18 protein-coding genes and 2 pseudogenes are annotated in these 19,759 nt (G+C 69.0%); 10 read left to right on the top strand and 10 right to left on the bottom strand.

Annotated features, from left to right (window positions below; translation table 11 throughout):
* Positions 1–84: 84 nt before the first annotated feature.
* Both JSY14_RS01825 and JSY14_RS01820 read right to left on the bottom strand, forming a co-directional pair.
* Complete coding sequence (locus tag JSY14_RS01825) at positions 85–1,497, bottom strand: IS1380 family transposase (protein ID WP_432803587.1); 1,413 nt, start codon at positions 1,495–1,497, stop codon at positions 85–87.
* A gap of 121 nt (positions 1,498–1,618) precedes the next feature.
* A pseudogene (locus tag JSY14_RS01820) lies at positions 1,619–1,921 on the bottom strand (GNAT family N-acetyltransferase); the annotation flags it as partial.
* Between the two features lie 228 nt (positions 1,922–2,149).
* On the opposite strand from JSY14_RS01820, the gene ycaC reads away from it, so the two are divergent.
* A complete protein-coding gene (ycaC, locus tag JSY14_RS01815; protein ID WP_259557054.1) occupies positions 2,150–2,785 on the top strand; it encodes an isochorismate family cysteine hydrolase YcaC in 636 nt (211 codons plus the stop codon).
* A gap of 128 nt (positions 2,786–2,913) precedes the next feature.
* On the opposite strand, the gene JSY14_RS01810 is transcribed toward ycaC, so the two are convergent.
* From JSY14_RS01810 to JSY14_RS01790, 5 genes and pseudogenes are all read right to left on the bottom strand, one after another.
* Positions 2,914–3,438, bottom strand: a complete 525-nt coding sequence (locus JSY14_RS01810) for a PKD domain-containing protein (protein WP_259557053.1) — start codon at positions 3,436–3,438, stop codon at positions 2,914–2,916.
* 682 nt (positions 3,439–4,120) lie between these two features.
* Positions 4,121–4,876 (bottom strand): DUF6318 family protein, encoded by a 756-nt coding sequence (locus JSY14_RS01805; protein WP_259557052.1) that lies wholly within the window; start codon positions 4,874–4,876, stop codon positions 4,121–4,123.
* Positions 4,877–5,066: 190 nt separating this feature from the next.
* Positions 5,067–6,773, bottom strand: a complete 1,707-nt coding sequence (locus tag JSY14_RS01800; protein ID WP_259557051.1) for a nuclease-related domain-containing DEAD/DEAH box helicase — start codon at positions 6,771–6,773, stop codon at positions 5,067–5,069.
* Between the two features lie 27 nt (positions 6,774–6,800).
* A complete protein-coding gene (locus tag JSY14_RS01795; RefSeq protein ID WP_259557050.1) occupies positions 6,801–7,334 on the bottom strand; it encodes a YsnF/AvaK domain-containing protein in 534 nt (177 codons plus the stop codon).
* Between the two features lie 167 nt (positions 7,335–7,501).
* Positions 7,502–7,741 (bottom strand): annotated as a pseudogene (locus tag JSY14_RS01790) (hypothetical protein); the annotation flags it as partial.
* 189 nt (positions 7,742–7,930) lie between these two features.
* On the opposite strand from JSY14_RS01790, the gene JSY14_RS01785 reads away from it, so the two are divergent.
* Positions 7,931–8,974 (top strand): DNA cytosine methyltransferase, encoded by a 1,044-nt coding sequence (locus tag JSY14_RS01785; protein ID WP_259557049.1) that lies wholly within the window; start codon positions 7,931–7,933, stop codon positions 8,972–8,974.
* A 68-nt stretch (positions 8,975–9,042) separates the two neighbouring features.
* Here the strand turns inward: JSY14_RS01785 and JSY14_RS01780 are convergent, their stop codons facing one another.
* Entirely contained in the window at positions 9,043–9,969 is a 927-nt protein-coding gene (locus JSY14_RS01780) for a NaeI family type II restriction endonuclease (protein WP_259557048.1), read from the bottom strand.
* Between the two features lie 55 nt (positions 9,970–10,024).
* Positions 10,025–11,404, bottom strand: a complete 1,380-nt coding sequence (gene rbsK, locus JSY14_RS01775; protein WP_259557047.1) for a ribokinase — start codon at positions 11,402–11,404, stop codon at positions 10,025–10,027.
* Positions 11,405–11,513: 109 nt separating this feature from the next.
* Here rbsK and JSY14_RS01770 point away from each other — a divergent pair, with 109 nt between their 5' ends.
* Positions 11,514–12,008 (top strand): flavodoxin domain-containing protein, encoded by a 495-nt coding sequence (locus tag JSY14_RS01770; protein ID WP_259557045.1) that lies wholly within the window; start codon positions 11,514–11,516, stop codon positions 12,006–12,008.
* Between the two features lie 111 nt (positions 12,009–12,119).
* Here JSY14_RS01770 and JSY14_RS01765 read toward each other — a convergent pair whose 3' ends face one another.
* The gene (locus JSY14_RS01765; protein WP_259557043.1) at positions 12,120–13,733 is read right to left on the bottom strand and encodes a phytoene desaturase family protein; all 1,614 of its coding nucleotides are present in this window, start codon (positions 13,731–13,733) and stop codon (positions 12,120–12,122) included.
* A 103-nt stretch (positions 13,734–13,836) separates the two neighbouring features.
* On the opposite strand from JSY14_RS01765, the gene JSY14_RS01760 reads away from it, so the two are divergent.
* The 7 genes from JSY14_RS01760 (at position 13,837) to JSY14_RS01730 (ending at position 19,656) form a co-directional block, all read left to right on the top strand.
* On the top strand, positions 13,837–14,304 hold the full coding sequence (locus tag JSY14_RS01760; protein WP_259557042.1) for a hypothetical protein: 468 nt from the start codon (positions 13,837–13,839) through the stop codon (positions 14,302–14,304).
* On the top strand, positions 14,301–15,188 hold the full coding sequence (locus JSY14_RS01755) for an HTTM domain-containing protein (protein WP_259557041.1): 888 nt from the start codon (positions 14,301–14,303) through the stop codon (positions 15,186–15,188). The genes JSY14_RS01760 and JSY14_RS01755 overlap by 4 nt, the downstream gene beginning before the upstream one ends.
* A gap of 4 nt (positions 15,189–15,192) precedes the next feature.
* Positions 15,193–15,483 carry a hypothetical protein gene (locus JSY14_RS01750; RefSeq protein WP_259557040.1) on the top strand — a complete coding sequence of 97 codons (291 nt, stop codon included), beginning with the start codon at positions 15,193–15,195 and terminating at the stop codon, positions 15,481–15,483.
* On the top strand, positions 15,450–16,268 hold the full coding sequence (locus JSY14_RS01745; protein ID WP_259557039.1) for a hypothetical protein: 819 nt from the start codon (positions 15,450–15,452) through the stop codon (positions 16,266–16,268). The genes JSY14_RS01750 and JSY14_RS01745 overlap by 34 nt, the downstream gene beginning before the upstream one ends.
* Positions 16,265–17,635, top strand: coding sequence for an NAD(P)/FAD-dependent oxidoreductase (locus tag JSY14_RS01740; protein ID WP_259557037.1), 1,371 nt, complete (start codon positions 16,265–16,267; stop codon positions 17,633–17,635). The genes JSY14_RS01745 and JSY14_RS01740 overlap by 4 nt, the downstream gene beginning before the upstream one ends.
* A complete protein-coding gene (locus JSY14_RS01735; protein WP_259557036.1) occupies positions 17,632–18,288 on the top strand; it encodes a DNA-3-methyladenine glycosylase I in 657 nt (218 codons plus the stop codon). The genes JSY14_RS01740 and JSY14_RS01735 overlap by 4 nt, the downstream gene beginning before the upstream one ends.
* Before the next feature lie 75 nt (positions 18,289–18,363).
* Positions 18,364–19,656, top strand: coding sequence for an O-acetylhomoserine aminocarboxypropyltransferase/cysteine synthase family protein (locus JSY14_RS01730; protein ID WP_259557035.1), 1,293 nt, complete (start codon positions 18,364–18,366; stop codon positions 19,654–19,656).
* Positions 19,657–19,759: the final 103 nt, after the last annotated feature.

Raw genomic sequence — 19,759 nt, 5'->3', positions numbered from 1 at the left:
TCGTCGCAGTGTCCGTTGCGGGCGGTCGGGTTCCACTCCCGAGAAGAGATGCTGCTGGTCGGTGGGGCGGGTGGAGCCGCCTGGTCAGGTCTGCGCGACGGCGGTGCGGAGCCGGTTGACGCCGGTCAGGACCCTCACGGCTTCGGGTGCATGTTCGGCGAGGTGGAGGAGGTTGTGCCGGGCGCGGCGCACGAGAGTCGCGGGGATCTCGAACAAGCGTGCGCGGAGCCGTTTGGGTTCCCACTTCCTCGCGTCATGGCCGGTCAGCGCGATGGTCTGCATCCAGGCGACGAGCTCGGGGGCGAGTTGGATGATCTGGCACCAGATCTGGTTCTGCGCGAAGCCCTGCAGCGGGAACTTCATCAAGCCCAGGTCCTTGGCGTTGCGGATCCGGTCTTCGCAGCGTGCACGGCGACGGTGACGCAGCTCCAAGACCGGGAGCTGGCCGCGCGGGGAGTTGGTGGCGAACGCGGTGATGCGCATCCCCTCGTGATCGGTGATCCGCAGCTGCGCCCCAGGATGAGGACGTTCCTTCCGCACGATCACCCGCATCCCGGCAGGCCACCCGGACAGGTCCAGCAGTCCGGTCAGCTCCGCCACCCACGCCCCGTCGCGGATCCCCTCGTCCTCGGTGTCGTAGGCGGGAGTCCACGCCTCCGCCTCGTCGAGGCGTTTCAGCAGGTCGGGAGTGTTTGCGGGGAGGGTGAACCCGACTGAGTAGGCCAGACGCTGCCGCTGGAGCCAGGCCAGGAAGTCCTTGGTGCCGCCGGCCCCGTCGGTGCGGATCAGGATCTTCTTCGACCCCCGCCCGCCCCGGGCCAGCAGGCCCGCAGGCAGCTGCGCGAGAGCCTGCCGGGTGACGGTGATGTGATCAGCGGCGGTGTTCGAGCCGGCGTTGCCGGGGCGCAGCTGGATCGCCAGTGGTTCCCCGGTCCCTTCGCTGCCGTGGTCCAGGAACGCACACAGCGGGTGGTATCCGAACCCGCGTTTGAACGTCGGTGCGGCCTGCTCCTTCTCACTGTGGACGTTGATCAGGGTGGCATCGAGGTCGATGACCAGCGGGTTCTTCGCACTGACCCCCGCAGCCGGGGAATGCGCTCCGGCGAGGGTCCAGGCTCTTTCCCGCGCGGCCCGGCGGGCTTTCGAGATCGCCTCGATCACGGTGGGCGCGTCCTGGGCGAGGGTGGTGAGCGTGCGGGAGATCGTGGGGGTCGAGGCGACATCACCGAACAGGCCCGGCTCGCAACGCAGCAGATCAGTATCCGAAGCGTGCTCGCCGCCGATTGCGAGAGTGAGTGCGAGGTCCAGCAGGACCTTCGCCGCGTGGTGCTCGGCCAGCGGTTTCGTCCAAGGAGCCAGTGCTTCACGCAGCGAAGAGGCGAGGCCGGTGGCGTGGATCGTGTCGGTCAGCAGCACCGCGCCGGCGTGTGAGACCGCGGGGACCTCAGCGATGTCCACGCGCGGACGGGGGTAGAAGAACAAGGTAGGGTGGGACACCTGAAAGGTGCTCCTTCCAGCGGATGGCTACGAGACTCAACACCCCGTATCATCCCAGGCCAGGAGCACCTTTCTCTATGCCTTCCACCCATCGAGACCACACCGCTATGAAAACTCGAGGCTACTGGGTGACGAGGTCCTGATAGTCAGGATGCTTGTCGATCCAGTTGCGGACGTAGCTGCACTGCGGGTCGACGGTCTTGCCCGCCTCGCGGATGGCATCGAGGGCCGTCCGCACCAGGGTGGAGGCGATGCCGCGACCTCCGTACTCGGGATCGACCACGGTGTGGGCCATGACGATCAGGTCCTCACCCTGCGGTGTGGTCTCCGTGAACCCCGCGAGCTCCCCGGCGACATGCGCCTCGAAGCGGTGCTCCTGCGGGTTGTGGTTGACGACGACATCCGTGGACATGCGGTCCTCCTTCGGTGCGGACGGGTATGACCAGCCTAATCGGCGTCGGCCGGGACTCCCGGGGGACCGGCGAGTAGGGCGGGTTGCGCGGCCACGCCGGGGGAGCGACCGAGGATCCGTGCCTCACACTCCCCGATAGTTGATATGGCAACTACCAGGGGAGGGTGGTTAGCGTGCAGACACACGCCTGGAGCGGACCCGGGGGAGAGGCCCTCGGTCCGAGACCAAGGAGGAATCCTCATGGCTGCCGAGTACACGCGTCTGGATCGGGACAACGCCGCCGTCCTGCTGGTGGATCATCAGACCGGGCTGTTCTCGCTGGTGAAGGATCAGCAGCCCGACCAGTTCAAGAACAACGTGCTGGCCCTCGCGGATCTCGCCGACTACTTCGAGCTCCCCACCATTCTCACGACATCCTTCGAGGAGGGCCCGAACGGCCCGCTCCTGCCGGAGATCGTGGAGAAGTTCCCGAACGCGCCGTACATCGCCCGACCGGGGCAGATCAATGCCTGGGACAACGAGGACTTCGTCAAGGCCATCGAAGCCACCGGCAAGAAGCAGCTGATCATCGCCGGCATCGTCACGGAGGTGCGCGTCGCCTTCCCCGCTCTGTCGGCGATCGAGGCGGGATACGACGTGTTCGTCATCGCCGACGCGTCCGGGACGTTCAACCAGATCACCCGCGACGCGGCCTGGGAGCGCATGAGCGCCGCCGGAGTCCAGCTCATGACCTGGTTCGCCGCCGCGAGCGAACTGCACCGCGACTGGCGCCGTGACGCCGAGGGACTTGGCCAGCTGTTCGCGGACCACATTCCGGACTACAAGAACCTCATGGCCTCCCAGGAGGCTCAGGCGAAGGCTGCCGCCAAAGCCTGACCGGTCAAAGCTGCCGAAGCACATGTCGGCCACGTATGGACGGCCGCCGGCCCGGATCCACGGATCGGGGTCGGCGGCCCGTTCTGTTCATCGATCGCTGCCGGGCGGTGTGCGTGGGGTCGGTGTGGTTATCGGGTTTCGTGTCCGGCTCGGGGGTTGGGGTGGCCTTCGGTGTCGGGGGTGCGGTCAGGAACGATGGGTTCGGGGGGCTGGGTGGAGTTCGGGTTCACCAAGCGGGATTCGAGGGAATTGGAGTACAGCGGCACGGGGTCGGAGTCGATGGTGATGGTGCCGTCGATGTCCTGCCAGGGGCCACCGTTGACGGAGAACTGTCCGGCGAACGTGGTGGTCAGGGTGATGTCATACCAGCCCTCGGTCTCGTAGTAGTAAGCGACCTCTTCAGACGGATACGGCTTGCCGCGTTTGGTGGTGGTGATGGTGGCGCCATCACCCATCGACCAGGTGTAGGAGACCGGGATCGCTCGGACCTGGACGGGAGTGCCCAGCAGCGTGGTGTCGAGAATCTGATCGGTGGGCTCGACATACAGGACGGTGGGGGAGTTGACCGGGATCCACCCGGCCTCCGGGCCCGCATGCGGCACCAACGGTTCGACGGGCAGGCGAGCGAAGTCCTCCCGTGTCACCGTGATCACCACCGGCGCCCCCGCCCCCGCCACACCGCCAGTGCTGCCGGGTTGTCCGGGGGTGACACACCGGAACCCCAGGTCGCTGGTCGCGCCGGTCGCGACCTCCGTCCGCGTCCCACGCTGCGAGTAGGCATCGGCCGCGGCCCCCGAGGCACCAGGCTGCGGGATACCCACGACATCCGACCCGGTCAGCCGCCACCGGGCCTGACCCTGCGCCTCACAACTCCCCGCCGCGAAACCACACTCACCGGCCTCCGAACACTCCGGAGTCACCGCCTCCTCACGCTCCCACCACGTCGTAAACGCCGGAAGACGACGAGAAGCGCCGCCCGCGGATGCTGGCCGCACCGTGGAATCACCACTACCCGGCTTTTTGCCTTCCCTATTTGCTGTCGCCCTGTCTCGCAGAGTAACCAGAATCGCGTTCCTCTTGTCAGGGTCTCCGGTGGGCGTCGTGTCGTACTCTCCAATCGTTGAGTCGCCGGGAGAGAGAGGGGCTAGATTCTCGAGAGCGACCCACGGGGCCAGGGAAAGATTCGACGAGTGAGAGGCAGTCGGATCCAACGCCCGACTTTCATCGGCGTAGACGCTGAAGATTGCTCCGAAGAGTACGATCCAGACCAAACATAGAGCAGGGGCCGGAGGGTGAAGTCTCGAATGCCCTGAGCAGACTTTGAGTGCCATGAGGTCAGTCCCCCTGAAGTGGATCGTTGCTCTGGATTCCCAACTCGCCGACGACCCACTCGCCGTCGATCCATTCAAGAGCAGCGGCCGCCTCTGAGCTGTCATCGTCCGCGCTCCCAGAGGTTGCCGAATCGGCACCTTCTTTCGGCCGTAGGGTGCCCGAAACAATGTACTCAGCGACGTCACTCTCTTGAGTATCGACGTTGACCACCTCTAGGTCGACGGTTGCGCTGACCGCCGCCTCACTTCTCATCGATTCAAAACGCTCAATGAGGTCATGGCATCCGGTGCAGTCGGCGGCTGACATGTCTCGCATTAGAGAACCATCCCCGGTACGTCGGGTCCACGACATGGCGTCGACGTAGAACCTGAACGCCTGTTCCGCGCCTTCCTGAGTGTGTTGGTCCATGCCCGGGTAGTCCTTGGGGTCGGGCTTGGGGATGTTCGCGACCACGGTTCCGCCGCCATCGGATGCGCCACCGTCGGTAGTGCCGCCGCCATCGCTCGGTGCGCCCGGGGTCGTCTCCCCGCCGCCGTCAGAGGTGACCGGGAAGTCCGAGACCACCGTCGGGGGAAACGTGGCTGCGTCCCTCGAGCCCTCCCCACCACAGGCCGCGACACCCAGCATCACGACCCCCGCCAGGGCAACAGCCCCCAGACGGCGCACCCCACCGGGCCGACGTCGGTCGGCCCACGTCGGGAGAGGCGTCTCCTGGGCAGAGACAGCGGCGGTGGTCGTTTCAACGCTCAGCGGGGGCATCACGAAGTCCTCGAGATCGGCGACGGGTCCGCTCAGCACCCTAGCCAGACGTGACCCCCGGCACATCGGTCGAAGGTGCCCTGTGGACAACCACGGCCCACCCCGGTGTGGCGTCACCCTGCGGCGCGTTCCGCGCCGCTCCGGTTCTCGCGCCCCCGTCGGCTTCGGCTGGGAACCGCAGAGCCCTGCGTCAGGCCCCGTCGACCCCCAGGCCCTTCAGGACCTCGGGCGCGGCAGCGCCGGCGGCGCGGGCGATCTCCTGCGGGTCACCCACGACGACCAGGAGGGATCGGGCCCGCGAGAGCCCCACATACAGCATGTGCGCCGCTCGTTCCGGACTCTGGAAACCGTTGACCGCCAGCACCACGACGCTGCGCTCCAGGCCTTTGAAGTTCAGGACGTGACCGTAGAACACGTCCTCGTTGGCGAAGAAGTCATCCCAGTAGCCGTCATACCCCATCAGCTCCACGGCGGCGCGCTGCTCCGGGTGGCGACGTCCCGTCGTCAATAGCGCGATTTCTCCGGGTTCCCATCCGTCCTCGATCAGCAGGTCCACGCAGTCATCCGCGGTGGAGACCGCAGACTCTGTCGGACAGGCGATGAACCGCACCGGGGATCCCTCGTCCAGGCGGGGGGTCTGAGGGGCTCCCGCCAGTGGGGCGAACGCCCGGGCGATGGTCGCGGTGGAGCGGAGGTTCTCGTCCAGGGGGAAGGGGCTGAGGGTGATCGGGGCGCTACCCGTCCGATCGAACACCGTCTGGTGCGCGTCGGTGAACACGAACAGCACTCCCTCGTCCGGATCCCGCAGGCACACACGCAGCCCGTCCCACCACAGGTCCGCGAAGTCCTGAGCCTCGTCCACCACGATCGCGTCGAACAGCTCCTCCGGGGGCTGGGCGGCCGCCACCTCCGGCAGCGCCCGCGGCAGATGCTCCTCGTAGAAGGCGGCGATCGTCTCCCGCTGTTCCTGGGGTGAGAGCGCGTCCCCACCCCGGGCCAGCAGGTGGGCCTGCTCGTCGTCCGCGCCCCAATGCACCGGGAGGTCGTGGAACAGGCCGACGTAGGCGGGTCGTTCATTCAGGGGCCACTGCGCCGCCAGCAGTTGGAAGTGACGAGCGAGCCCGCGGGAGTAGCACAACAGTGCGGTCCGGTGACCCTCCCGCGTCAGATGCCGCGCCTTGATCATCGCCAGGTGCGTCTTCCCCGAGCCGGCGCCGCCGACGATCTGCGCTCGGTTCTGGTAGCGCAGCAGGGCGATCATTCGTTCCTGCTCGCGGGTGAGGTCATTGCCGACCGCTTCGATCCGCTGCGACAGCACCCGGTGGTTCTCGACAGCGCGGTGCGTGCCGCGCAGCATCTTCACCACGGCGTCGGCCTGCGCCTCGTCGAGCGGGTCGTGGTGGTCGGACCCGTGCAGGGTCAGCGCCCGCGTGATCCGACCTGCCAGGCGCGGGAGATCTGAGGAGTCGAGCATGATCGACCGCGGGGCGTTCGGTACGGACCATCCACCCGGCAGAGTGGAGAACGGCACCGCCACCAGGTGCACGATCCGGCCGAGGGGCCGGGAGGACCGGTGGTTCACCCACCGCAGGAGGGTGTGTTTGGCCGTCTGGGCCTGATCCGGCGGTGACGGGCGCAGAACGCGGGTGGTGCCCTGCGCGGACAGCTCCCACTCGCCCGCGCGCACCGTAACGGCCCCGCCCTTCACCTCGATCACGGCGACCCCGACCCCCGGCCACAGGACCAGCAGGTCGATCTCCACCTCGTCGGTGCCGTCGGTGAGCCGTTGACCGGCGATCAGCGTCGCGTTCGCGGGCAGCTGGGAGCGTAGGTGCTCCCAGACGGTGCGCTCGGAGTCGGTGATGAAGTCCGGGATCGGCGGGATGAGGCGGGGCATGGCAGGAGTCTGCCAGCGCCAGCCGGGTCAGCGAACCCCGCGGTCGCCATCCCGATCGGTGTCGCGGATGGCCGTGCCGGACTCGTCGATGACCTCGACGACCTCCCGCTGCACCTCGCCGGAGACGATCTGGGTGCCGGTCTTCCTCACCTTGCGCACGATCACGCGCTCCACCGGGACCACCTCCATGGTCACCACCGGGCGCTCCTCCGACAGGACGATCTCGAGGGTGTCGTCGTCCTGGGCATCGATGATGTCGCCGCCGAGGCCGCCGCGCTCCCCACGACCCTCGGCCGAATCGGCGGTGGCGGTGGGGGCCGGGGTGTCGCCGACGACGCCGTCGGCGTCCTCCTCGATGATCTCGATCTCCTCGCGGCGGACCGTCACCTGCAGGGTGCGCTCCTCCTCGACGATGCGCTTGCGGACGCGGACGCGTCCGGAGACGACACGCTCGGTGCCGACACGCAGGTGCTCCTCGTGGACGGTCAGCGAACCGCCGTCGTGGGTGATGCCGTCGTCGGTCAGGCCGAGGTTGTCCGTGCGGTCGTGCTCGTGCGCCATGCGTCTCTCCTTCGCTGAGGCGGTCGGCCCGGAGTGTCGCGGCGCGAGGCCGCATCACCGGTGAGCCGGTCCGTCGCCACCATTGTGTGGCGGCCCTGAACGTACGTCACCTCCCCGGACGATGACTGACCGTTCGATCCGGCGGGCGCGGCCCGACGCGATAGCTCTCAGGCGGCTGCGCGTGCATCCACCATCAGATCGGCGGGCATAGGTCGATCGAGCTCCCACACGATCCGCATCGGACGGGACCCCTCGGCGTTCACGAAGCTGGCGGTTCCCAGGCAGGTGAACGGCTCGGTGCCGAGGTCCCCGTTCTTGGCGCGGCGGACGAACAGCACCACCTGACTGCCGCGCAGGCGATGCTCGCGATAGCGACGACCGGTGGGGCTGTCCACCGAGGTGGTGCTCTGCGACTCCCAGGGGTGAGGGCTGCTGACCTAGCGCTCGGACATGGTTCGTCTGTCGGACCCTCCTCCTAGGCTCAACGGGAGTCGATCTGGCGCGCCGTGGGTCCGATGTCACGGACGCCACGGCTGCCGAGCGCGCCTTGGAGGGTGCGCTTGAGGCATCATGTCTTGTCTGATTGGAGGCCGCTCATGACCTACAACTCGCTGGAGCTATGCGCCGGGGCAGGTGGGCAGGCGCTGGGGCTCGAGGAGGCCGGCTTCGAGCATTCGGCGCTAGTGGAACTTGACGAACATGCCGTCCAGACTCTTCGTCTGAATCGTCCCGAGTGGAAAGTGATTCAGGCCGACCTCTTCACATGGGAGGCGCCTTGCGATTTGAAGGGTGTAGATTTGCTGGCCGGTGGAGTTCCGTGCCCTCCATTTTCGCATGCCGGGCTCCAACTGGGCGAAGCGGACGAACGCAATCTTTTTGATCGCGCACTGGAAATCGTGGAAACCGTGAGCCCAAGAGGGGTCATGATTGAAAACGTTCGCGGGCTTCTGGACCCTAAGTTTGATGCCTACCGCCAGAAGATAATGTCCCGCCTGGAGGGAGCGGGCTACGTGGCCGAATGGCGTTTGCTGAACGCGTCTGACTATGGCGTACCGCAACTGCGACCACGTTCCATTTTGATTGCACTCCAATCGCAGGATTTTGCCAATTTTCAATGGCCCGCGGGGGGCGGGGAGCCAACGACCGTAGGTGGAGCACTTATCGATCTCATGGCGTCCAACGGTTGGGAAGGTGCAAGTAGCTGGGCGATGGGCGCTGATCGGATCGCGCCCACTCTCGTCGGCGGAAGCAAGAAGCATGGCGGTCCAGACCTTGGCCCGACGCGCGCTAAAAAAGCCTGGGAGGCATTGGGGGTTGACGCCCGAGGTGTTGCTAACGAAGCCCCAGCGCAGGGTTTTGAGGGATCGCCGCGCCTAACCGTCCGCATGGCCGCACGAATTCAAGGCTTTCCTGACAGCTGGTCTTTTGTTGGGCGGAAGACTTCTGCCTATAGGCAGGTCGGCAATGCGTTCCCGCCACCGGTGGCTGAGGCGGTGGGTCGAGCTATCAGGATGGCATTTGAGGCGACAGATCGGAATGCAAATTCGTCGACCGTTCGGGCAGCTCGGACCAGTGGGCGCGCGCAGAACGCGGTCCTCGTTTCTGGCGGCACAAGTGAGCAGATCGTATTCCAGCTCTGACGCTATGATCCACCCCTCGATGAATGAACGAACGCCTTTAGGGCGCACGGGGGCAGCTGGATACGCTCCTATTGCCCTCTAATCAACGGTGCCATAACGGGGGATGCGTCCGTTGCATTTTCCATTTTCCAGTAAGACCCGTCGATCTGAACGCCCTCCGACTCTGAACTGGGGGATACCCTGATGCTCACGAACTCGCCGGGTCGAGGAACTTGCGCCCTTAGGGACTCGGCGAGCTTTACCTGATACGAATAGTCGCCCGAGAGGATAATAATCCCCTCACTTCTCAGGGTACTCCGTGCTCCGCCGTTGTTTCGGACTCGTTTCATGTAATCCTCTTGTCGAGCAACTGTCGCAACGACATTGCGGGTGATACGTCGATTCAGAGCCCTGCGGAACAGTTCATTGACTCGCTTCTGTCCGCTGCCGTGTGACAAGATTGCTCTCGTGGTCTGGTCCGGGAGTTGGAGTAGAATGTTTGGGGGCATTGAGTTGTTGCGAAATATCCATGTGATGTTGTCGCGACCTTCTTTGTTGAGTCCGGTCTTTCGGTCGCGATTTGCCCCCGTTCGCCTGAACTCTTTGCGAACTCGCACTATGCCCATGCTCCATCTTGACGTTGAGTCATCGGCCGTGCAGACGAGGACTAGTTGCTCGAACGACTCTGGTGGGAGCATCCAGGCGGACGTCAAGGAAAACTTGCAGTCCACCTCGTGTCCCGCGATTCGGTAGTCTAGGAGTGTTCCACTCTCGAAATTGAATTCTCGCTGAAGGTTGATTTCAATCAGAGTGCCAAAATGGGTTTTTTCCGTCTTAAATAGTTGGTCTACTCGATAGCGGCCCGTACGTTGTCCATCATAAAGTTGGTCGAAGGTTGCACGAAACGTCCGCGCGGTGCGCAATCCATCCGGATCTATCTCGTGAATGCGTGTGACCACATCTGAAAGTGCCACGTCGACGTTTTCTCCCGGTATGTAAAATCCGAGGTCGTACATTCGCTTGCTTCTCTCGCTTTGTTCTTTCGGGGTATCGGTATATACCTGGCTTCGGTCAACCTCTTGGATTGTGCTGCAGGCGAGTGCAAATCGCGTTCAGCACGGGCACATCACCGGGTGCCCACGCGTAGTCCTCGAAGGACTCTGTGGGGATCCATTCGAGGGCGTCGTGGTCGGTGCTCCCGGTCGGCGCGGGCCCGGTGAGCGTCGCGAGGTAGCAGGCGAGGCGGATGGTCCGACCGTTCTGCTCGGTGCGGGAGGTCGCCACATGCTCCCCGATACGCACCTGCACGCCGAGCTCCTCACGCAGTTCCCGCTGCAGCGCCTGCTGCGGGGTCTCCCCGGGTTCCACCTTCCCGCCGGGAAACTCCCACAGGCCACCGGCGGACCGCTCGGGGGCGCGGCGTGCGGCGAAGACCCGCGAGGGGTGGGCCGCAGGGTCGACGATGACAGCAGCCACCACGTCCAGGGGAGGTTTCTCTGCCCCCTGAGGATCGAGGCCCGCGTCGGAGAAGTGTGTGGACTGGTCGGTGCGCGGGGTGTTGGTGGCGTACGAGGTCTGGGTTCCGCGTCGCGTGACGGAATCGGCGGCGTAGTGCACCCCCGCGGTGATCGCGGCCCGGATGTCGCGGGTGCGCGTCCAGTGCTCGGCGAAGGCTCCGATGAACGCGTCGCCCGCTCCGGTGGTGTCGACCGGCGTGACCCGCGGCGCCTCGATGAGTTCGGAGCCCGACGGATGCACCCACAGCGCCCCGCGGGCGCCGAGTGTCACGATCATCTGAGCGACGCCCTCTGACAGCACCTCGGACGCGGCCTCGGTGACCTGGTCGATCGTGGAGAGGTCGGCGACGTCACGGCCGGTGAGCAGCGCCAGTTCGGTTTCGTTCGGCACCAGGAACTCCACCCCTCGCAGCTGCGAGACGTCGAGGTGGGGGTCGGCCGGAGCGGGATTGAGCAGCACGGGGATGCCGAGCTCGCTGCCGAGGCGGATGGCGGCGTGCACTGTGGCGAGGGGGATCTCCAGCTGCAGGACGATCAGGTCGCAGGTGGTGATCCGCTTTCGCGCGGCGAGGACGTCCTCGGGGGAGAGGTGGGCGTTCGCACCCTTCACGATGAGGATCGAGTTGCGTGACTGCGGATCGACGAAGATCGGGGCGACCCCGGAGCTCGCGCCGTCGGTGCGCAGCACGTGGGTGGTGTCGATGCCCTGGTCACGGAAGTTGGCGAGGGTCATGTCCGCGAAGGCATCGTCACCGACCCGCGCGACCATCACCACCTCGGCTCCGCACCGTGACGCCGCCACCGCCTGATTCGCCCCCTTGCCTCCGCAACCCAGGGCGAAATCCGGTGCCTCGAGGGTCTCGCCCTCGACCGGCATGCGGTCGATGTACGTGATGAGGTCGACCATGCTCGACCCGATGACGGCGATGCGCATGATGTCGATTGTGCCGCGGGGCGGATGGTGGCGTTGCGGGAAGGGCGGTTGCCGGGGCGGGGGCCGACGGTCCCGGCCGACCGGCTACGGAGCCGACGAGACTGGGAGCATGAGCATCCTCGTCGCCTATGCCACGCACACCGGTGCCACCCGCACCCTCGCCGAGACCATCGCCGAGACGCTCACTGCGCAGGGCTGCGAAGTGGCACTCGCGGACATCGCCAACGACCCCGACCCCGGTGCTCATGAGGCCGTCATCCTGGGCTCCGGTATCCGCATGGACGCTCTCGAGAAGAGCGCCATCGCATGGGCCGATCAGCACCGGGAGCAGCTCGCCGGCCGCCCCGTCGCGCTGTTCACCTGCTCCGGGTCCGCCGCGGATCCCCGCAAGGAGGGCAAACAGAAGGGCACCGATCATTTCCTGGCCCGCGCGGGCTTCACCCCCGTGGCCGTCAGGAACTTCCCCGGGTGGGTCATCCTCGACAAGATGGCCCTGCACGAGCGCGCGCTCATGCGCACGCTGCGGACACCACTCGGTGACTTCCGCGACCTTCCGGCTGTCGCCGCGTGGGCCCGGGAGATCAGCCCGTTGCTGGTCGCCTGAGCCGAGCCCTCTGCCAGCGGGGCGTCAGCACCCGGTGAGTGGGCGGCGGCGCCAAGGGTACGGTGCGGGTGGCCGCGTCAGCGTCGACACCGCAAGATGACGCCGCGCCTCCTACAGCTCTGGCCGGAGTGACGGCGCGCGGTGGATCCCGAACTCGCGGGCAAGAGCACGCCGCGCCGCATACCATCCGCTGAGCCCATGCACCCCCGGTCCCGGGGGTGTGGCCGCCGAGCACAGATAGGCCCCGCCGCCCAGATGGAACGGATCGGGCGCGGCGCTCGGGCGCGCGATCATCCGTGCCAGACTCACCCGGCCCAGGGCGATGTCCCCCGCGACCAGGTTGCGGTTGTGCTCGTGCAGGCGCGCCGCCGGCACCGCATGGGCGGCGACGATGACGTCGCGGAACCCCGGCGCGAAGCGCTCGATCTGCGCGATCACCGCGTCCGACGGGTCCCGCGGTTCCCCCGCCGGGACGTGCGCATACGTCCACAGGGGCCGCAGCGCCCCGACCGCCCGCGACGGGTCGAGGATCGTCGGATCCGAGGCGAGCACCACCGGCCGCTGCGGCATCCGCCCCCGTGACACGGCATGCTCGGCCGCGGCAATCTCAGCGCGGCTGCCCCCGATGTGCACGGTTCCGGCGCGCCCCACGTCACCGTCACGCCACGGCACCGGGCCCGACAGTACGAAGTCCACGGTCGCGGCCCCGTCCCCATGCGGGTAGCGCCGCAGCGCCCGATGGGTGCGCGCAGGGATCCGGTCACCGAGGATCCGGGCTGCCTGGGCGGCGTCGGTGTCCAGCAGCACCGCTCGGGCGGGCGGCAGGTCCGCGTGTCCGTGTACCGGGTGGCCGGTGACCAGCCGCGCCCCATGGGTGTGCAGGTCCGTCACGAGGGCGTCGACGATCGCCTGGGATCCGCCGACGGGGATCGGCCACCCTCCGGCGTGGGCAAGGGTTCCCAGCAGCATCACCGTTCCGGCGGCGGCCGGGCTGGGGAGATCGACGATCGCATGTGCCGCGACACCCGTGAGCAGTGCGGGGGCGGCTTCCGACTTCCACGGGCGATCCCACAGGGCCGTGCCGTGGCGGGCGACCGCGGCGACCAGTCGCGCGGCGAGGACCATCCCCTCCCGGGTGCGGGCCGTCCGGGGGAGGCTGCGTTTGTCGGAGAGGATCAGCTCCACCAGGTCGGGCCAGTGGGCGACGAGCGGCCCGAACAGGCGGCGCCACGTGGCACCGTCGGGCCCGAGGCCGTCCACCGTCCGCTCCAGGTCGCGCCAGGCGATCGCAGCGGGTCGGCCCTCGAGAGCTTGCGCATAGGAGACCTCCGGCACCCGCAGGTCGACACCTCGGGCCGCGAGGTCGAACTCCCGCAGGAAGGGGCTCGCGAGGGCCATCGGATGCACCGCCGAGCACACGTCGTGGGCGAGGCCCGGTACCAGCCCCAGATCCAGGGTGCGCGCCCCGCCGCCGAGGGTGTCCTCTGCCTCCAGGACGGTCACCTGCAAGCCCGCCCGGGCGAGAGTCACCGCCGCGGCCAGACCGTTCGGGCCGGAACCGACGATGACAGCGTCGGTGGGTGCAAGGGCGTCCTCGCAGCCAGCCTCGGGGGCGGTGCCTCCGGGGGAGGGTGAGGCGGCAGCGGCCTGGGGAGCGTGCGCTTCCGGAGTGCCCGCGGGCACGGCGAGCGGGGTCGACGTCGACGGTTCAGGGGCGGTGTCCACCCGGTGAGTCTACGGAGCCCGGGAGGGACACCCGGTGACGGGGACGCGCCGGTTCGCGGCACGGCCCGCACCCCGGGGATACTCGGGTCAGGAGGTTCCCCGCATGACGTCACGACCAGCACCCGCGACCGGCGACGGTCTGCGGCCCCTCGGGACGCTGTGGCGGCTGGCCGCGGTGCTCCTGTGCGTGACGGTGCTGGTCGGAGCGAACCTGCGACTGACCAACGATCCCTTCCCCTTCGGGGTGCTGGAGCAGTACGCGAAGGGCATCGATCCGAACGGTGAGGTGCGCGAGGCCTGCCTGCTCGGGGTCACCGCCAGCCGCCCGTTGCCGTTCGAGATCCCCTTCGGCCGGCAGGTCGGGACGGAGCGCGCCGACGTGGAGCGGCGACTGCGTGCCGGCGGCACGGGACCGGAGCAGCTCGCCCCGCTGGCCGCCGCCTATGCGCGAGCGCACCCGGAGGACCCCCTCACCCGGCTCGAACTGTGCGAAGAGGTCACGACCCTGCACGACGGCGCCCCCGCCGGGCCGCCGCAGCGGGTGACCGTCGCGGTGTGGGAGGCGCCGTGACCGCCACCCGGGCCGATGCCGCCGACCTGCCGGTGCTGCGCTGGCTGATGCCGCCGCTGCCCGTCGCCCGCGCCGCCCGACTGCACCGTCTGGTCGCCGTGGTCGTGGTGCTCGACGTCCTGCTGTTCGCCGATGATGTGCCGGCCCACGCCCGCAGCCCCGAGTTCTACCGGCCCCTGCTGCTGGCCCGGCTGCTGCACCTCCCGGCCGTCACCCCGACCCTCGCCGGGATCCTCCTCGTGGTGATCCTCACCGCCGCGGCGATGGTCATCGCGGGGCGCACCCAGCGCATCGCCGGCGCGGTCCTGGCGGTGTCGTTCTGGGTGTGGATGCTGTGGTCGCAGAGCTACGGGTACGTCTCCCACGACCAGATGGCGCTGATGGTCGCCGTCGCCGTGCTGCCGACCGTCCCCGCCCTCACCAGCAGATCCGAGAGGGTCAGTCGCGCCGCCGGGTGGGCTCTGCGCAGCATCCAGCTGGCCGTGGTCGCCACCTACGTGCTGTCGGTGCTGGCGAAGACCCTCTACTCCGGCTCGCCCGCGGCGTGGGCGAACAGCGCCATCTTCACCTGGGCGTTCATCCGCCGCGGCGCCCCGTGGGTGGAGTGGACGCTCCAGCTGCCCTGGCTGTTCGTCCCCGCACAATGGGCGGTGCTCCTGATGGAACTGGGCACCGTCCTCGCGCTGGTGCTGCGCGGCCGTGCCCTGTACACCCTGATCGGGATCGTGCTGCTGTTCCATCTCGGCACCCTCCTCACCCTCGGCATCCACTTCCTGCCCACCGTCGTGTGCTGGGCGGCGTTCCTGCCGCTGGAACACCTCCGTGTGCCGACACTCCGCCGACGCTCCCAGACCTCCCCGGAAGAGACCCCCGCTGAAGACTGACACCGTGACGTCGCGCTCCACCGACACCGCCCGCTTGGTCTCCATCGACCTCGCCCGCACCCTCGCGATCGCGATGATGTTCACCGCGCACGTCGCCCCGTCCGACGGGCCCGCCCGCATCCTCCTCGCCACGGAATTCCTCACCGCCCCGCTGTTCGCCTTGCTCGTCGGTGCCGCCGCGCAGCTGGCGCACGACCGCGCCCCGGACCCCGGCATGTGCTGGTCACCGCCGTGCGGGCGGTGTGTGTCATCGCTCTCGGGATGCTGCTCGCCCTCAGCCGCGCCCAGGTGGTGATCGTGCTGGTACCGCTCGGAGTGCTCATGCTCGTGTCCGAAGCCCTGGTGAGGACGCGCACCGCGTGGCTCGGAGCTCTCGCTGTGCCGGTCGCCGCTCTCGCCATGACTCTGCCCCTGGTGATGCCGGGTCTGCGCACCGCTGAACCGCCGCGGCCGCTTCTCACCCAGCTGGTCGCCCTGATGGGCGGTGCCGGGCCCTACCGTCTCTCCGCGTTCACGCTGTACGCCATCGCCGGGATCCTGCTGGTGCGGTGGCTGCGGGGCCGCCCCTCGCCAGCTCTCACCGGCCTGGCCGGTGTGGGGGCTGCGGCGGTGATGGGCGGGTTGCTCATCGCGCCGAACCTGCTGGGTCTGTGGGAGGTCCATGCCTACGACGGCACCTGGTCGGAGACCCTTGGTGACCTCGCCGGTGCCACGGCGGTGGTGCTCGCCTGCTGGACTGCGACAACGCTGCTTCCCCGGACCGGCGGGGTCGGCACAGCCCTGCGCGTGCTCGCCACCCCCGGGGCGACGGCCCTGACCGCCTACTGCCTGCAGATCCTGGTGCTGCACGTCCACGGCATCGTCACCGGCGGCGCCCGCGATGACTCCTGGGGGATGCTCGCGCTGCTGTTGGTGATCGGCCTCGGGGTACCGATCGTGTGGGCTGAGATCACCCGTCGCGTCACCGCGCCGCGCTCGCCGTGGCGCCGTGGCCCCGTCGAAGGGGTCATCGAACTGCTGGTGAGGCCCCTGCGGGGACGGGGGAATCCCCCTGCGGCCAGCGGCGTTCACCTCCCGTGACCACCCCACCACGGTTCTCCGACACGGCCCCCTCGAGGGGGGAGACCGCGAACCCGGGCAGCCCGCTGCGGGAATCCCCGGCTCCGGGCAGCCCGCTGCGGGAATCCCCGGCTCCGGGCAGCCCGCTGCGGGAGACCGATGTGCTGGTGATCGGCGGGGGACAGGCCGGGATCTCCGCCGCCCACCACCTGCTGCGCCTGGGTGCCGTGCCCGCCGACGATCTCGCCCATGCCGCCACCCCGCCGTCGCGACCGCACGGCACCCCGACCGCGCGCCGCCATGAGCTCATCGGACCGGCCCGCCGCGTGATCCTCCTCGACGCCGAGGACGGGCCCGGCGGGGCGTGGCGTCACCGCTGGCCCTCCCTGACCATGGCGACCGTCAACCGCATCGCCGACCTGCCCGACATGCCGCTGCGGGACATTCCCCCGCAGACCCCGGCCCGGGAGGCCGTCCCCGCCTACTTCGCGGAGTTCGAGCAGCGTCGCGCACTGCCGATCGAACGACCCGTGCGGGTGCTGCGGGTCGAGAATGAGGACCCCCACGCCGGTACCGACTCCCCGCTCCTGGTCCGGGTCGCGCGACCGGACGGCACCCCCCTGCCCACCATCCGCACCCGTGCTCTGATCAACGCCACCGGCACCTGGACCCGTCCCCACGTCCCCTTCGTGCCCGGCATCCACAGCTTCCGGGGTCGCCAGATGCGCACTGTCGACTACCGCGGTCCCGAAGAGCTGCGCGGACGGAGGGTCGCCGTCGTCGACGCCGGGATCAGCGCCACCGGGTTCCTCGCCGAGCTGTCCGCCGCCGGGGTCGACACCGTCTGGTACACCCGCCGCACCCCCGTGTTCCGCGACGGCCCGTTCGAGCCGGAGGTGCAGGGACGGGCGGCTGTCGCCCGCGTCGAACAGCGTATCGCCCGGGGACTGCCGCCCGAATCCGTGGTGTCGGTGACCGGGCTGCGCTGGACCCCCGAGCTGCGTGCCGCCCGCGACCGCGGCGCCCTGCAGCGCCGACCCATGCCCACCAACATCGTCCCGGAGGGCCTGGTGGAAGCCGACGGAACAGTCACCCCGGTGGACGTGATCCTGTGGGCCACCGGGTTCCGCGCGGCCCTGGACCACCTGGCGCCGCTGCACCTGCGCACCCCCGGTGGCGGCATCCGCATGGACGGCACCCAGGTGGCGGCGGACCCGCGCATCCACCTCGTCGGCTACGGACCCAGTGCCTCCACCATCGGTGCGAATCGTGCCGGGCGGCGCGCCGTCCGCACCCTTCTGCGTCACCTCCGGCAGGGCGATGAGCAGCGGGAGGACGACCCCGCGCTGCCGCCGACCGTCGACACGCTGCACGAGGTGCCCGGGTGAGCACCCCCGACACGGGCCTCATCGTCGGCACCGACGGACTCGCCCGCCCCGCCTGGGCGAGCAGCCACCCCGACCTGCGCCGCTACTACGACACCGAATGGGGCATGCCCGTCACCGACGAGCGGGGCGTCCTGGAACGCGTCTGCCTGGAGGGCTTCCAATCGGGCCTGTCGTGGGCGACGATCCTGCGCCGCCGCGACGGATTCCGGGCCGCCTTCGCCGGATTCGACCCCGACACCCTCGCCACCTGGGGAGAGACACAGGTGGAGGCGCTCCTGCACGATGAGCGGATCATCCGCCACCGCGGCAAGATCACCGCGACCCTCACCAACGCCCGCGCCACCGTGACGCTGCGCACCACCGCCGGACTCGGTGCCACCGGCGACCTGCCCGTCGGCAGCACCCTCGCCGACCTCGTGTGGTCCTACCGGCCCGCCCGCACCCCCTCGCCGCACTCTGCGGCGGAGATCCCCACCACGAGCCCGGAGTCCCACGCTCTGGCGGGGGAACTGAAGGCCCGCGGGTTCCGCTTCGTCGGGCCGACGACGATGTTCGCGCTGATGGAGGCGATCGGGATCATCGACACCCACCTGGTCGGCTCCCACCGGCGCGGATGCTCCGGCCTCTGGCAGCCCGACGGCGCCCCCGCCTGACACACACCGTCACACCCCTCGCGACCGACGGGTCACCGGCCCGACCCTGGGAGGCATCCGAACCGAGGAGGTGCCATGGGAACCGCCCAGATCCACGCGGGACATCGCCCCAGTGACGACCCGCACGGGGCCGTCGTCGCCCCCATCTACGCCACCAGCGCGTACGCCCACCCGGATCACGCCTCCCTCGCCGACCTCTTCGCCCGCCGCCGCGAGGGCTTCGCCTACGCCCGCTCCGGCAACCCCACCACCGCTGTGCTCGAACGGCGCATCACCGCCCTGGAGGGCGGCATCGGGGCGATCGCCGTCGCCTCCGGCCAGGCCGCGACCACCATCGCCCTCACCGCCCTGCTGGCGCCCGGTACCCACCTCGTCGCCTCCGAGCTGCTGTACGGCGGCACCCGGGAGTTCCTCGACGACACCCTCGTCGACCTCGGTGTCACCACCACCTATGTCTCCCCGTGGGATCTCGGCGCCTGGCGGGACGCGCTACGGCCGACCACGCGTGCGATCCTCGTGGAATCCGTGGCGAACCCCGGGGCGCACCTGGTCGACCTCGACGCCATCAGCCGTATCGCGCACGGCGCTGACGTGCCCGTCGTCGTCGACTCGACCCTCGCTTCCCCGGCGCTGTACCGGCCGGGGGAGCATGGCGCCGACGTCGTCGTCCACTCCGCCACCAAGTACCTCGCCGGCCACGGCACCACCCTCGCCGGGCTGATCGTCGACACCGGTCGCTTCGACCCCCGCCGCCACCCCGAGCGCTGGGAGCGTCTGACCACGCCGAACCGTCGCTTCGGTGTGACCTTCGCCGACGAGTACGCCCGCGGCGGCTCCGGCCTGCTCGCCTTCGCACGGGCGAAACTCATGACCGACTTCGGCGCCACCCTGCCGGCGCAGTCCGCCCACACCGTGCTGCTTGGCATCGAGACCCTCGACCTGCGCATGGAGCGCATCTCCCGCACCGCTGCGGCGCTCGCCGCCCATCTGCGGGGCCTGCCCGGGGTCGCGGCGGTGCATCACCCGTCCAGTCCCGGTCGCCCCGACGCCGAGCTGCTGACGCGGGACTTCCCGGCCGGCTGCGGCGGCGTGTTCGCGATCGACCTCGCCCCCACCGCCGACGACCCGACGGGGGAGAGTGCCGCGGCACGGTTCTGTGACGCCCTGCGGCTGTTCACCCTCGCGGTGAACCTCGGCGATGTGCGCTCACTGGTGGTGCATCCCGCCTCGACCACCCACTCGCATCTGACACCGGAGCAACAGCGCGCCGCCGGGGTCGGCCCCGCCACGGTGCGGCTGTCGATCGGGCTGGAGGATGAGTCCGACCTGCGGGCGGACCTGGAGCAGGCGGTCGCCGCGACGCGCTGACCGCGAGGCCACCCCGTCGTCCGGGACGGTCCATCGCCCGATTCACCCTCCCACCGGAGGCACCGGGAGGGTGATGGCTGTGGCCTCCGGTGGAGGACGTGGA

The sequence above is a fragment of the Brachybacterium sillae genome, assembly GCF_025028335.1.
Lineage (GTDB): Bacteria > Actinomycetota > Actinomycetes > Actinomycetales > Dermabacteraceae > Brachybacterium > Brachybacterium sillae.
This window is presented reverse-complemented; position numbering and strand designations above follow the sequence as displayed.